General features: G+C 68.5%; 11 protein-coding genes. 2 read left to right on the top strand and 9 right to left on the bottom strand.

Annotated elements, in window-relative coordinates; all coding sequences use genetic code 11:
• Window positions 1-20: 20 nt before the first annotated feature.
• From YWM_RS0117190 to YWM_RS0117155, 8 genes are all read right to left on the bottom strand, one after another.
• Window positions 21-1,646, bottom strand: a complete 1,626-nt coding sequence (locus YWM_RS0117190; protein ID WP_028851736.1) for a DHA2 family efflux MFS transporter permease subunit — start codon at window positions 1,644-1,646, stop codon at window positions 21-23.
• Window positions 1,643-2,212: a MarR family winged helix-turn-helix transcriptional regulator gene (locus YWM_RS24280; RefSeq protein ID WP_084612488.1), complete on the bottom strand. Its 570-nt coding sequence runs from the start codon at window positions 2,210-2,212 to the stop codon at window positions 1,643-1,645. The genes YWM_RS0117190 and YWM_RS24280 overlap by 4 nt, the downstream gene beginning before the upstream one ends.
• A gap of 231 nt (window positions 2,213-2,443) precedes the next feature.
• Complete coding sequence (locus YWM_RS0117180) at window positions 2,444-3,160, bottom strand: DedA family protein (protein ID WP_245566079.1); 717 nt, start codon at window positions 3,158-3,160, stop codon at window positions 2,444-2,446.
• A gap of 63 nt (window positions 3,161-3,223) precedes the next feature.
• Window positions 3,224-3,847, bottom strand: a complete 624-nt coding sequence (shbA, locus tag YWM_RS0117175) for an RNA polymerase sigma factor ShbA (protein WP_084612542.1) — start codon at window positions 3,845-3,847, stop codon at window positions 3,224-3,226.
• Between the two features lie 226 nt (window positions 3,848-4,073).
• Complete coding sequence (locus tag YWM_RS26260; protein WP_156914820.1) at window positions 4,074-4,337, bottom strand: hypothetical protein; 264 nt, start codon at window positions 4,335-4,337, stop codon at window positions 4,074-4,076.
• Window positions 4,338-4,542: 205 nt separating this feature from the next.
• A complete protein-coding gene (locus tag YWM_RS0117170) occupies window positions 4,543-5,127 on the bottom strand; it encodes a SigE family RNA polymerase sigma factor (protein ID WP_028851733.1) in 585 nt (194 codons plus the stop codon).
• Between the two features lie 180 nt (window positions 5,128-5,307).
• Window positions 5,308-8,418 (bottom strand): beta strand repeat-containing protein, encoded by a 3,111-nt coding sequence (locus tag YWM_RS0117165; RefSeq protein WP_028851732.1) that lies wholly within the window; start codon window positions 8,416-8,418, stop codon window positions 5,308-5,310.
• 1,565 nt (window positions 8,419-9,983) lie between these two features.
• Window positions 9,984-10,241: a hypothetical protein gene (locus YWM_RS0117155; protein WP_043661452.1), complete on the bottom strand. Its 258-nt coding sequence runs from the start codon at window positions 10,239-10,241 to the stop codon at window positions 9,984-9,986.
• 540 nt (window positions 10,242-10,781) lie between these two features.
• Here YWM_RS0117155 and YWM_RS24275 point away from each other — a divergent pair.
• A complete protein-coding gene (locus tag YWM_RS24275) occupies window positions 10,782-11,906 on the top strand; it encodes an AI-2E family transporter (RefSeq protein ID WP_156914855.1) in 1,125 nt (374 codons plus the stop codon).
• A gap of 10 nt (window positions 11,907-11,916) precedes the next feature.
• On the top strand, window positions 11,917-12,579 hold the full coding sequence (locus YWM_RS24270; RefSeq protein WP_052345049.1) for a DUF1707 SHOCT-like domain-containing protein: 663 nt from the start codon (window positions 11,917-11,919) through the stop codon (window positions 12,577-12,579).
• A 120-nt stretch (window positions 12,580-12,699) separates the two neighbouring features.
• On the opposite strand, the gene YWM_RS0117140 is transcribed toward YWM_RS24270, so the two are convergent.
• Complete coding sequence (locus YWM_RS0117140; protein ID WP_028851729.1) at window positions 12,700-13,578, bottom strand: ribokinase; 879 nt, start codon at window positions 13,576-13,578, stop codon at window positions 12,700-12,702.
• Window positions 13,579-13,838: the final 260 nt, after the last annotated feature.

Genomic DNA, 13,838 nt, shown 5'->3' with positions numbered 1-13,838 from the left:
GCTCTGCGTTACCTCGAGCGTCACCCCGCGGCCGCCGCGGCCAGCTCGGCTTGTTTGTCGTCCGCCTGCGGCTTGCCGTCCGCCAGTGGGATCTCCTTCAGGAACAGCAGCACCACGGTCGCCAGCAACGCGACACCGGAGGCGACGTAGAACACCGTGTTGATCGACTCGGTGAAACCGATCAGGAACGGTTTGGCCTGCTCCAACGGGATCTCCTGCAAGAACGACGAGTCCGCCATCACGTTGACGCCCTTGGGCATCGCCGACGGCGAGACCCCGAGCGAGACGAACGCCTGCCGGATGTTGTCGGTCAACGTGCTGAACAGGATCGACAGGAACACCGCGACACCGAGGGTGCCGCCGACCTGCCGGAACAGGGTCGCCGACGCGGTCGACACTCCCATGTCGGACCGCGGACCCGCGTTCTGCACCGCGATCATCAGCGTCTGCATGCACGAACCGAGGCCGAGGCCGACCATCGCCATCAGCACCAGCGCGTGCCAGAGCGGGCTGTTCCACTCGATCTGGGCGAACAGCAGGCCGGCAAGGCCGACCAGCGCGGTGCCCAGGATCGGGAAGATCTTGTACCGCCCGGTCTTCTGGGTGAGACGCCCGACCACCAGCGTCGACGTCATCATGCCGAGCATCATGGGCAGCGACAGCAGACCGGCCTCGGTCGGCGTGTAGCCCTGCACGATCTGCAGGTACTGCGGGATCAGCATGATCGAGCCGAACATCGCCACACCGAGGATCGCCCCGGCGATCAGCGCGACGGTGAACGTCTTGTTGCGGAACAGCCGCAGCGGGATCAGGCCCGCATCGCCCATCCGCCGTTGGACCAGGATGAACGCGACCAAGCTGGCCAGCCCCACGGCGATGCAGGTCAGCGCCGTGGTCGACGTCCAGCCCCACTCCCGTCCCTGCTCCGCCAGGATCAGCAACGGCACCAGGAACACGGTCAGGGTCGCCGCACCCCACCAGTCGATGCGCTGCTTGCGCGGTTGGTGCGGCACGTTGAGCACCTTGGTCACCACGACCATGGCGACGATGCCGACCGGCAGGTTCACCAGGAACACCCAGCGCCAGCCGTCCAGCCCGACGAAGGTGTCCATGCCGGCGAACAGGCCGCCGAGCACCGGACCGAGGATGCTGGAGACGCCCCAGACGCTCATCATGTAGCCGGAATACTTGGCGCGCCGCCGCGGCGGGATGATGTCGCCGACGATCGTCATGGCCAGGGACATCAGGCCACCGGCACCGAGCCCTTGCACGGCCCGGTAGATCGCCAGCTCGTACATGGAGGTGGCGAACGTACAGGCCAGGGATCCGATCAAGAACAGCGTGATGGCCGTCAGATACAGCGGCTTACGCCCGTAGATGTCGGAAAGCTTGCCGTAGATCGGTGTGGTGATCGTCGCGGTGATCAGGTACGCCGTGGTCGCCCACGCCTGCAGGCTCAGACCGTTCAAGTCATCGGCGATGGTGCGGATCGCGGTGCTGACGATCGTCTGGTCCAGCGCTGCCAGCAGCATGCCCATCATCAGGCCGGACAAGATCGTGACGATCTGCTTGTGGGTCAACAGCGGGTGGTCGTCCGCTGACGGTTGCGTCGCTGGTGGCGGCGCTTCGGTGGAACTCGTGCTCATGCAGTTTCCTCGGGTTCGTACTGTGTTGGGTGGGCGGCGTCGACGACGGCGAGCTGGTGCACGACGTCGTCGCTGAGCCGGCCGAGCAATGTGACGAGCTGGTCGATGTCTTCGTCGGACCAGTTCGCCAAGGTCTTCGCCAGCCACTCGTTACGCACGGCGCGTACGTGCTCGTGCGCCTCGTGGCCGGCGTCGGTGAGGGCCAGCAGGCAGGCCCGCCCGTCGTTCGGATCGGCCTGCCGCTCGATCAGGCCGGCCTGTACCAGCGCCGATGTCTGCCTGCTGATCGTCGAGATGTCGGCGTGCAGCCGCTCCGCGATCCCCGAGGCGCGGATCGGTCCTTCGCGGGTGAGCAGGGCGAGCGTGGGATAGGCGCTCGGCTCGACCCCAGGCGCCAACTGCGACATGCGCGACTTGGCCTTGGTGAGGACGCGCATCAACCGGCTGAACACATCACCCAGCTGTTCGGCCTTCGCATTTCGGGCAGGCGGCTGCGTCGACTGCTCGGCCGACGCCGCCGAGTCGGTGGTTGCCGTCCGGTCCGCTTGCGTGGCTGTGCCGGTCATAGTTGCGCGCCTCACAGATTTGCTTGCATCAACCAACTAATTTCCGCATGCAACTATCCACCCCGGAAGTTAGTTGAGCAAGTCAATTAACTGATGTGTGAGCAGGCACACCCGAACGCCGGCGGCCAGAGGTCCGTTCGGCGTAGATCACCCTCGCCCAGCCACCGGGAGCTCATCCGCCCCATTCACGGGCATCTGGGCACTCGCTCGATGCGGCGAAGCAGGGCTTCGTCAGCCGTCGGCCTGCGGTGTGACCGGCTCGTCGGCCTGCTCGTCGGCTTCCTGCCCGGCGGCAAGCTTCTTCTTGCGGCGGGACCGCAGGTACTCGATGGCGATCGGCAGCACCGAGACCAGCACGATCAGGATCGCCATCGCGTCGATGTTGTCCCGGATGAACGAGATGTCACCGAGCAGGTAACCGAGCACGATCAACCCGGCGGCCCACAGGATGCCGCCCAGCACGGTGTAGGTGAAGTACTTGCGCGGGCTCATCCGGCCGACGCCGGCGATCCACGTGATGAACGTCCGCACGAACGGCACGAAGCGCGCCAGCACGACGGCCTTCGCGCCGTGCTTGTCCAGGAACGCATGCGTCTTGTCCACGTACTGCGGCTTGAAGAACCGCGAGTCGGGCTTGAACAGCGCAGGGCCGACCTTCCAGCCGATGCTGAACCCGACCACGTTGCCGACGATCGCCGCGACCGTGGCCAGCGTGCAGACCAGCCACAACGGCGCGTCGATCGCCCCGGTCGCCACGAACAGTCCCGCGGTGAACAGCAGCGAGTCGCCGGGCAGGACGGGGAAGATGCTGCTCTCGGCGAACAGGATCGCGCACAACACGGCGATGACGGTCGGCGTCAAACCCTGGAGCAGCTTCTCCGGGTCCAGCCACTCCGGCAGCAGTGACGCTTTGGCAGCACCATTGACGACAGGCAACGCGAGGTCCACGGGGCTTCACGCTACCCGAGACGGCCGCAGGTCATTCAGCACGGTCGACCCGCGCCGAGGCGCTCACAACTGCACGGACACCTGGCGTTCGGCGAGCATCTTGCGCAGCTTGGCCAGCGCGCGATGCTGGCAGACACGAACCGCACCGAGCGACATCGACGTGGCCTCCGCGGTCTCCGCCACCGACAGGCCGACAACGAGGCGCAGGGTCAGGACGTCTCGTTGCGTGTCGGACAGTTCGGCCAGCAGCGCGCCCACTTGCTCGCCCAGCTCGTTGTGCAGGAGCCTGCGTTCCGGCTCCGCCGCCGTGGTCACCACGTCCGGGATGTCGGCGACCGGAGTCGACCGCTCCCTGGCGTACTTGCGATGGAAGTCCATGATCTTGTGCGTGGCGATGCCGTAGACGAACCCCAGGAAGCTGGCACCGGTCGACCGATACGAGTTGAGCGAGGTCAACACGGCGATACACACGTCCTGCGCGACGTCGTCGGCGGAGGCGAACGTGCTCACCGCCCGGCCGATGCGCGCTCGGCAGTACCGCACGATCAGTGGCCTGAGCTGCGCGATCAATCGCTCGATCGCCCATTCGTCACCGGCCTTGGCCGCCTCGACCAGCTCCGCGTACGGATCGGTCTTGGTGGCAACCTCTTGCCGTTCACCCCGGCCCGCCAGCAGACCCTGGTGCATGCCGAACAGCGGGGACGCCGCGATGGAACTGGACATCTGAACCCCTTACGAGCACTAAGTCAAACAGGGCGTCGCCGGGGTCCAGGACGACAGAAAAGTGTTACTGAAAGTGACCGGGGACTAGGGTCGTGTAACACACAAGAGTGAATGCACCGCCATCTTAGCGAACGAAGTCGTTCGTTACGATTAGTACATTCGAGGGATTTCTCAATCCTCGACGGAGATACTACAGCACGGTGAGTAGTCCCACCACAGCGCCGGTCGCAAGCCCGAGCGCGGCCGCTAGCAGCAAGATCCACCTTGCGTCGACGTTTCCCCCGCCGTCTACCCCGTAAGGGTTATGCACGCTCTGTGATTCACCGCCTGTCACGGTGGGTAGTCGATCGGTCGCGTCGTCCGACGATGCGGAGGCAAAGCGGTTACCGCCGGTTTGACCAGCTTTTGCTTTCAGCGCGTCCGCGATCAGTCGCTCGCTGTCACGTTCCGTCATCGGGTCCCATCCGCGCTCGGTGCCGATCGGTCGCCACGTCCCGCTTCCGCAGGCTGCCGAGCAGTCGCCGTGTCGTCAGCGCATCCCGCCCATCCAAGCCGGTCCGCAGGCGTATTGCCGACGTGCCGCACCCGTGCGGTCATCGCGCTTCGCCGTCGAGCAGCGCTGCGGCCACTCGTTGCGCCGACGTACCGCACCCCAGCAGTCACCGTTTCGCCCGCTCCAGCTGCTGCATCGCGCGCTGCAAGGCTTCCAAGCCCCGGCTCGCGGTGGACTTCACCGTTCCCTTGGAGATCCCCGCCGCCTCGGCGATCTCCTGCTCGCTGAGCCCGCCGTAGTACCGCAGCACCAGCACCTCCCGCTGCCGCGGTGGCAGCTTGCCGAGTGCCTCCACCACCGCTTGATGCTCGGTCGACAGCATCGCCAGCGACTCGGCGGAACGCGCATTGACCGCATGCGGCGGCACGTACTCCCGGGCCGTCTTGCGCCGCCGCAGGACGCTGCGGGAGCCGTTGACCACAGCGGTCCGCAGATAGCCGACGGCCGCCGCGGCATCCCGTAGCTTCCCCCAGTTGCGATGCAGCCCGGCGAACGCTTCCTGCACCACGTCCTCCGCGGTGGCCGGCTCGTCCACCAGCAGGATGGCCAGCCGGACCAGCCGCATCCGATGCGTTTGGTACAGATCGGCCAGCGTCAGCGGCCCGTCTCCGCGCGGCTCCGGGGGAGCATCCACCTGTCGCAGGTGACCGAGGGTTCGTTCGACCGCGCTCTCGGCGTCGACGTTCGTCATGCTTCCCTCCCCGGATCGCGACTGCGATCACGATATCCGCACGGACAGCGCTGCGCGGCCGGCGCACACGTGAACCACCCAGCAGAAGCATCCGTGTCATCAGTACCCATCGATCCATACACGCAGCGGCCCCTCCTCGCGTTCGCCGCGAGGAGGGGCCGTGAGAAGGATCGGGCTGGATCAGCCCTGGATGGTCATGTTCTGACCGGACAGCGCACCGGACAGCTTGGCCCACAGGCCACGCAGACCGGTCTGCTTGGCAGCCACGGGCTCAGCCTTGGGCATGGCCGGAACCGCGGGAGCAGGCAGCGGAGCCGCCACCTCGGGCAGGCCGACCTGCACCGGCAGGGCGTCGGCGTCCGGCAGCTCGGTGGCCTCGGGCAGCTCGGTGATGTCGGTGACCTTCGGCAGCACCTGGGTGACGTCCGGAACGTCCGAACGCTGCTGCGCGGCAGCCGGGATCGGCAGGCCGTTCAGGCTCGGCAGCTCGGTGGCAGGCAGCTCGGAGCCGTCCAGCACCAGCTGGTGCAGCGTGCCGTTGTCACCGACCTCGACGTCGGTCACGTTGGTGGCCACACCGGTCGCCTGGCCGAGCAGGTCGGCGCCGAAGTTGTACACCTGGACCAGCACGCCGACCGGCAGCTGGTGGCCGATCGCGTCGGTGTCGATCGTGCCGCCGACCGAGCCGACGGTGACGTTGTCACCCGCACCGACGGCCTCGCCGCCCACCGCGACCGCGCTGCCGAACACCTCGGCGATCGCCGCGGCGGGAACGTCGAAGATGTTGCCGCTCAGGTGACCTTCGGTGCCGGAGGTGGCGATGTCCCCACCGGAGACGACATCCGTGGTGTTCTCGCCCGCACCGGTGGCGAAGCCGCCCACGGTGGCCGCGGTGCCGAACACCTCGGCCACCGGCAGAGCCTGCGCCGACAGCACGTTGCCCGCCAGCGAGCCACCGGCACCGCTGGTGTCGACGTTGCCGCCGCTGCCGCTCACCACGTCGTTGACCGAGCCGCCGTCGGCGAACCCGATCACCGAAGCCGCGGAGCCGAACACACCGGCCGCGCCGCCGATCGGAGCGTTGACCACGTTGCCGCCGAGCGAGCTGCCCGTGCCGTCGGCGGTGGTGTCGCCACCAGCCATCGAGTCGGTCACGTTCATCGACATCGCGTCGGCGTCACCGACCAGCGCACCGGCCAGCCCGTGCACCTGCGCGGGCAGCGAGTTGGTCACCGCGCCGACGTTGCCGGACGCGACACCCTCGGCACCGCTGGTGGTGTTGGTGCCACCCGCAGCCGACGAGCTGGTGTTGTCGGCCGCACCGGTGCTGATGCCACCGCCCGCGGCGGACAGGCCGAACAGCTGGGCCGGGGCCGAGCTGGCCACCTGCACGATGTTGCCCGAGCCGACCGCGCCCTTGCCCGAGCCGGTGTAGTCGCCACCGGCCGTGGTGTCGGTCTCCGCGGTCGCCTGGCCGTGCGCCTGGCCGATGCCTGCCGCACCGATGCCGAACGCCTGCAGCGGCTGGGCGATCGGGGTCGCGACCACGTTGGAAGCCAGGACCGCGTCGTCGTCCTCGGTGTTGCCGTCGCCACCGGAGCTGACCGTCTTGGTCTCCTCCGCCTCGGCGGTGCTGTTGCCCGCCAGCGAAGCGGCGCCGCCGAAGACCTCGATCGGCGTGGCGACCGGGGTCTGGATGATGTTGCCGCCACCGGTGGAGCCGTCACCGCGCGAGCCGTTGTAGCCGCCCGCCTTGATCTCCTTGTCCTCGGTGGCCGTGGAGTCCGCGGTCCCGACGGCCGAAGCGGACAGGCCGAACGCCTCGATCGTGCCGCCGAGCGGAGCGGTCGCGGTGTTGCCACCCAGCACCGAGTCGGTACCGTCGGTGAACGTCTCGCGGCCCGCGTTGGCCGTGGTCTCGTTCTCGCAGTCGGCCGCGGCCTTGCCGATCGCGCCCGCCGCAGCGCAGTAGGCCTCGACCGGGAACGCCACCGGAGCGTCCGCGACCGTGCCGCTCAGCACGCCACCCACGGCCGAGGTGTTCGAGTAGCCACCGGCCTGCGACGACGTGGTGCTGCTGTTGGACGTGGTGCTACGCGCCTCGCCGACGCCCGCGGCCGAGATGCCGCCCAGCGCACCGGCCAGGCCGTTCACGTTGGCGTCGCTGGCCACCTGCGGCTGAATCAGGGTGCCGGAAGCCACGCCACCGTCACCGTTGGTCTCCGCGTAGGTCTTCATGGTGCGGCTGCCGTGCCGGGTGTCGCCGCCCTGTGCCTCTGCGGTGTTGGCGTTGCCCGTGCTGTCGGCGATGCCCAGGCCGGACAGCGCCGAGTTGTTCACCTCGACCGGGAGCGCGACCGGGACACCGGCCACGTTGCCCGCCAGCACACCGTCGGCGCCGTTGGACAGCAGCGAACCGCCGCTGTGCGCCTTGACCTCGCTGGTGTTGTCGCTGGTCTTGCCGATGCCGCCGAGCACCGCCGCGTTGTTGTTGATCTGGATCGGCGTGGCGCCCTGCGGGGCGATGATGTTGCCGGACAGCGCACCGCCGGAGCCGTCGGTGGCCGAGTCGCCACCGGTCTTGACGTCCTGCGTGGCGCTGTTGCCGGTGGAGGTGGCGTTGCCGCCGATGCCGCCGGCGTTGTTGGCGATCTGGATCGGCAGCACGTAGTCGACGTCGACCACGTTGCCCGCCAGCGCGCCGCCGGAACCGTTGGTGACGACGCCCTCGCCGCCCTCGTAGGACTGCTGGCTGTCGCCGCCGGTCACCTCGGCGTCGCCGAGCAGCGCGATCGCGTTGTTGGCGATCTGGATCGGCACGACGATGTCGAGGCTGCCGCGGTTACCGCGGAACACCTCACCCTCGGCGGCCGCCTTGCTGCCGGTGGCCTTCTTCGCTTCCGAGGCAGCCTTCTTCGCCTCGGCAGGCGCAGCGTCGGACGCCTTCTGCTGCACCGCTTCGGCCGCCTTGGTGGCCTTCTCGGTCGCCTTCTGCACGCGCTCGGCGCCGGGGAGCTTGGCACCGTTCAGCTTGGCCGCTGCGCCCTTGAGCTTGTCGGTGATCGGCTTGGTGCTGATGGTCTTGTCGATCTCGGGGAGGTTCTTCTGCCCGAACGGCGTGCCGACCGCGTTGTTGCCGACCTTGACCGGCACGGTCAGCGAGACGTCCAGCGGGCTGGCCGGCTTGTCCGGGTTGACGTTCTCCTCGGCCGACGCGATGCCGGTACCCAGCATCAGCAGCCCGCCGGTGACCAGCGCGGTCTGTAGGCCACGCTTCGCCCAGTTCTGCATGGTGATGATCCTTCTCCTTGGTGGTGTGAGGTTGTCCTGGATGCGGCCGGCACATCGGGGTGCTGCCGGGCCGCAGGGAGGTGCCGCCACACGGGCAGCAGGGAAGAGGCCGTCACGGCGCGGGCGAGCTGTCAGGGCACAGCGATCGTCCGCACGGCGCCGTACGGCCGCGGGAAAACCTCAGTCAGGGGTGACACCGGGCTGACCGCCGGGGCGGTTCGAACCCGGGATGAAACGACGCAGCGTCTGCGTGACGCCACTGGCGGCAACCGCCGCCACAGGTGCGGTGATCGCCATCGGCGATCCGTCCGCGTGCCCCGCCTGCGCGGAACCGTTACCCGGTGCCGTCGCGGCGGGCTGCCCGGGCGCCCCCAGTGGGGTGCGGTCCTCGTCGTCGCCCGGGAAGTCTTGGTCAGCGGACTCGTCGTGCGCGACGAGTCCTTCGCCGACGCGCTCGGCGCTGTCGGCCTGGGTGGTCGAGCGCTGCTCCTGCTCGGCCACGTAGGTCAGGGTGGGAACGGCCTCGTCCTCGGACGCGGCCGCCGTCGTCACCGACGGCACGACCGCGGCGGGGCCGGTCGGCACCAGCGGGAGCTCCTGCTCACCCGGCAGCTCGGGCACCGGCACGAGCTGATCCGGCTCGGAGTGGCCGAACCATTGCGGGAAGTGCTCGCACCACAGCCGGAAGCGCTCCGCGCACCCCGGCATCGACGGCATCTCCGGCCGCTGCGGCTTGCCGTGGTGGCCGCCGTGCAGCACGCCCGCAAGCAACCCGGGCAGGTCGTCCGGCGACGGCAGGTCACTCAGCGCGGGCAGGTCACCGAACGACGGCAGCTTGGGGTGCGCCGACCGCTCGGAATCCTTCTGCTCGACGGCAGGCTGCTCGCTGCGCTCGGGCTGCTGCTCGGCCTGCTTCTCGTCGGCGCGGTGAGCGCCGCGCAGCACCTTCTCCGCCTCCTCGGCGGTGCGCTGCACCGCTTCGTGCACCGACTCGGCGGCCTTGCGCGGCAGCTGGGACAGCTTCTTCGCCGCCTTGTGCACCTCGGCACGGAAGTGTTCGCCCGCCTGCTGGGCCTTGCTCAGCGGCTCGTCGTCGACGGGAGCGGCTTGGGCGCCNCCCGCCGCCAACGCCCAGGCCGTGAGGCTTCCGGCAAGCACACCGCCGGCCACGACGGCAGCACGTACCCACCAGCGCCGCTTGCGCTGGGGAGTCTGCGAGCCGGAATCAGCCACGGTGCAGCGTCACTACCTTCGATCGGATCGGGGCTTGTCGGGGTTCGGTCGGGGACGGGGCGCGCTCGGGCCCCGCTACCGGGGATGCCGATTTGGTTGCCCTGCGTGTCTGTTCGAACACTATAAGTTGCGCTATCTCGAGCCTCTCAAGTGGGCCGCTGGTTGGCACGCCAGCCACGCGCACTGTCCCCGATCGTGTGACAAACACTCTGTGCAATGGGATATGACCGTGTGTGATCGCGCCAGCTCGAGCGCGCAAGACCGTCGAGACACCGCAAGGGCGGGACCGAAGCCTCGATCCCGCCCGTGCGTGCACTCATTGCCAGGCCGCCTCAGCCGCCCAGGTAGTTGCCTGCCTCCTCGACAGCGTCGATCACCGAGGCCGGCACGCCCAGGTAGGCGCCGGACACCAGCTGAGCGGCGCCCGTGCCCAGGTTCTTGCCACCCTCGATGAAGATCTCCTGCTGCTCGGTCACGCTCGGGAACGGGGGCACGTCGGCCTCCGCCGCGCTCGCGATCGCGGAGCTGGTGGCGGCCATGCCGGCCGCAATGCCGAAGGCGGCACCGAGACGAATCAGGTTCTTGCGCATTGGTCGTACTCCCTACCCGCCGGACGACGGAAATCGCAGGTGCTTATTGCTCGGAAACCAGTTCGAAGCAGTCGCGGTTTCCGCGCTGATTCTGTTCGAACAGCGGCAACCTAAACACGGCACGACGCGCGGGTCCAGCCGAGATCACACTGTTGGGGAATGCCCGTCCGAGTGATGTTTGCGCTGGAAGAGCGCCTGTTAGTCGATCAACGTGAGTCCATTTCGGACAACTCGGGACATCTCGCCTGGCTAATACCGAGGGCGGGGCGCGGATATTTCTCGGGGCAATTTTGCCGACGATACCGAGCATGATCACACGTTCGTGCTGATTATTTCGAAAAATTGACTGTCGGTTTTCGGCACATTCACTCCGGCGAGGACTCAAGGCGACCCGGCCGGGCACGCGTTGAGGCTAACGTTCCTACCGTCGGTGGAACCGGATACGGTGAGGCGGTGACCAACTCCGAGGAGTCCGTGCAGCAAGATCCGGACAGCCCCGGCGAGAAGCCAGAAGGGCGCACCAAGCCCGGCACCAAGGTCGTGCCTCCGGAGAACCTTTCCCCGCCTCCGGAGGACGTGACGCCGTACGTGCCCGTCGGCGTGCGCATCGCTGCCGCCTACTCGTGGCGGCTGTTGGTCATCGCGGGCGCGCTCGGCGTGGTGATCTGGCTGATCGGCGAATTCTCCGTGCTGGCGACCACGTTGGCCATCGGCCTGCTGTTGTCCGCGTTGATGATTCCGCCGGTCAACCTGCTCACGCACAAGGCCCGGCTGCCGCGCGGCGTCGCCACGGCCATCACGGTGGTCGCCGGGCTCGCCGTGCTCGGCGGACTGATGACGTTCGTGATCATCCAGTTCTCCGACGGCCTGCCCGCTCTGCAGCAGCAGTTGAGCCGGAGCCTGGACGAAGCTCGCCGCTGGTTGGTCGAGGGACCGCTGCACCTGCGCTCGACCGACATCAGCAAGTTCATCGACCAGATGTTCACCTTGATCGAGGAGAACCAGGCCTCGATCACCACGAGCGCGCTGACCACGGCGACCGCGGTCGGCGAGTTCCTCACCGGCTTCCTGCTGACGGTGTTCATCCTGATCTTCTTCCTGGTGCACGGCGAACACATCTGGGCGTTCGTGCTCCGCGCGGTGCCCAAGCCGGCCCGCCAGCTGGTGGACAACGCCGGCCAGGAAGGGTTCGCATCGCTGATCAGCTACGTGCGGGCGACCATGATCGTTGCCGTGGTCGACGGGGTCGCGGTCGGTATCGGGCTGTGGATCCTGGGCGTGCCGCTGGTCGTCCCGCTGGCCACCTTGGTCTTCATCGGCGCGTTCATCCCGATCATCGGTGCCGTGGTGGCGGGCGGTGTGGCCGTGCTCATCGCGCTGGTGTCGGTCGGCTGGATCAAGGCGCTCGTCCTGCTGGCCATCGTCACCGCGGTGATGCAGCTGGAGGGCCACGTGCTGCAGCCGATCCTGCTCGGGCGCGCGGTGAAGCTGCACCCGCTCGCGGTCATCCTGGCCATCACCGGTGGCCTGATCGTCTCCGGGATCGCAGGCGCGTTGCTGGCCGTCCCGTTGCTCGCGGTGCTCAACGCCGGGGCGAAGTCGATGATCAAGGACCAGCGAGAATCCGGGAATTCCCCGGATTCGCCGGAGCCCGCCGAGGCCTAGCCTCGGGAGTATGAGCGCTGACGGCACGACTGTTCACCCGCGCGACTACCGGGTGTCCGACGAAGAACGCGAGCACGTGGTCCAGCTGCTGCAGAAGGCCATCGGCCGCGGGTTGATCGACCTGGACGAGTTCACCGAGCGCACCGACATCGCGTACTCGGCGACCACCAGAGGGCAGCTCAACGTGGTCCTGTCCGACCTGCCCGGCCTGACTCACCCTGCAGCCCCGATGCCCGGCGCGCGCCCCGGGGTGGCGAACCCCGGCCAGCAGGTGCGGCCGTCCGAGCGGCTGGAGTTGGTCGGCAGCTACGCGAACCTGACGCGGGTGGGCCCGTGGTTCGTGCCGCAGTACGTGCTGGCCCGCAACAAGTACGGCAACACCCGGCTGGACTTCTCCGAGGCGGAGTTCGAGTCGGACGTGGTCCACCTCGAGCTGGACTGCAAGTGGGGCAACGTCATGCTGACCATTCCCGAGAGCGGTGCGGTGGACACCAACGGGATCACCGAGGTGAAGTTCGGTTCGATCGAGGACCGCACGCACACCACCGGACGGCCGGGCAACCCGCGCATCATCGTGACCGGGCGGGTGCACGGCGGACAGCTGGTGATCCGGTTCCCCAAGCGTGGTTGGTTCGACTCACCGCGCGGGCACATGCGCGGGTGGCGGTGCTGAGGACCGCCTGGGCGTCTTAAGGTCGGCGCTGCTGACAGGTCTGCGTTGTCAACGGCGGACGGCACGCGACTTCAGGTCGGCGTCTGCGGAGTACCGTGCGGGATCCGAGGGGCGCCCGAGCTAGGGCTGAGCGCCTTGCCGGGTGACGACCTCCGCCGCCCTGATTACGGCCTCGCCGGTGGCTCCCCGTAGCGACCAGCCGGCCGCCAGGTGGCTGCACAGCGTCCCTGCGAAAGCGTCGCCGGCACCCGTCGTGTCCACAACCTCGACCTTGGGCGCGGGGATCGTCGTGACACCGTCAGCGTCGGCCACCACGGCACCGTCCGCGCCGAGCGTCACCACCACGGACCGCGGCCCGAGCTCCCTGAGCGCCTTGGCGAGTTCCGGACCCTGCAGGTGAGTGTGCTGATCGGACAACAGTGCGGCCGCCTCGTGCTGGTTGACGATGAGCGGGTCGAGGGCCCGTAGCGTCGACTCGGACAAGTCGGCGACCGGCGACGCATTGACCACGACCCTGACGCCCGTATCGGCCGCGAGCCGCACGGCGTGCTCGACCGTCGAAAGCGGAACCTCGAGCACGGCGAACAAAACCGCGGCAGCGCGAATGGCGTCAGCCGCGCGGTCGACCATCGCGATGTCCACCCGGGCATTGGCGCCCGGCGACACCACGATCGAGTTCTCGCCCTCCCGGTTCACCGCGATGTAGGCGGCGCCGCTCGGGCCGTCCGTGCGCGCCACCCACGACGTGTCCACTCCTGCGTCGGTCAGCGACCTGAGCAGCAGGTCGCCATTGGCGTCCGACCCCACCGCTCCGAGCAGCGCGACCGGCACACCAGCGACGCCCGCGCGGGCGGCAGCGACCGCGGTGTTGGCGCCTTTTCCGCCCGGCGCGATGACTGTGTCACCACCCAGGACGGTTTCTCCGGGACGCGGATGACGGTCGACCGGAACGATCAGGTCGACGTTCGCCGAACCCACCACAACCAGGCCATTGCGCATACCTCACACCTTGGCACAGCGCCCGCTGAGCCCGGCGTGTCGAGCGCAGGCCGGCACGGGTAAGCGCCCGTGGAGCAGGACGAGCCGAGGCCGCCCCAGCGCGGCGAGTGCCCGCGAAACGCACGAGCCGGCGCCGGCCCGCACCGCGACGACCGTCCCGCTCGCGCGTTCGCGACCGGGAATACCTCCGGCCCGTGCCGACGTTCATTCGGCACGAATCACGCAACAAGTGCAACAATGCACAGCAGCAGTCCGACAGG

Origin of the sequence: Thermocrispum municipale DSM 44069 (assembly GCF_000427825.1) — a bacterium.
Classification (GTDB): domain Bacteria; phylum Actinomycetota; class Actinomycetes; order Mycobacteriales; family Pseudonocardiaceae; genus Thermocrispum; species Thermocrispum municipale.
The sequence above is the reverse complement of the archived record's forward strand: the minus strand, read 5'-3'. Positions and strand labels throughout refer to the sequence as shown.

What these genes read in the sequence shown, in the direction of transcription:
- shbA (WP_084612542.1), bottom strand. Translation starts at nt 3,847, where the DNA reads ATGCACCAGGGTCTGCTGGCGGGCCGGGGTGAACGGCAAGAGGTTGCC.
- YWM_RS26260 (WP_156914820.1), bottom strand. Translation starts at nt 4,337, where the DNA reads ATGACGGAACGTGACAGCGAGCGACTGATCGCGGACGCGCTGAAAGCA.
- YWM_RS0117140 (WP_028851729.1), bottom strand. Translation starts at nt 13,578, where the DNA reads ATGCGCAATGGCCTGGTTGTGGTGGGTTCGGCGAACGTCGACCTGATC.
- YWM_RS24270 (WP_052345049.1), top strand. Translation starts at nt 11,917, where the DNA reads ATGAGCGCTGACGGCACGACTGTTCACCCGCGCGACTACCGGGTGTCC.
- YWM_RS0117165 (WP_028851732.1), bottom strand. Translation starts at nt 8,418, where the DNA reads ATGCAGAACTGGGCGAAGCGTGGCCTACAGACCGCGCTGGTCACCGGC.
- YWM_RS0117155 (WP_043661452.1), bottom strand. Translation starts at nt 10,241, where the DNA reads ATGCGCAAGAACCTGATTCGTCTCGGTGCCGCCTTCGGCATTGCGGCC.
- YWM_RS24280 (WP_084612488.1), bottom strand. Translation starts at nt 2,212, where the DNA reads ATGACCGGCACAGCCACGCAAGCGGACCGGACGGCAACCACCGACTCG.
- YWM_RS0117190 (WP_028851736.1), bottom strand. Translation starts at nt 1,646, where the DNA reads ATGAGCACGAGTTCCACCGAAGCGCCGCCACCAGCGACGCAACCGTCA.
- YWM_RS0117170 (WP_028851733.1), bottom strand. Translation starts at nt 5,127, where the DNA reads ATGACGAACGTCGACGCCGAGAGCGCGGTCGAACGAACCCTCGGTCAC.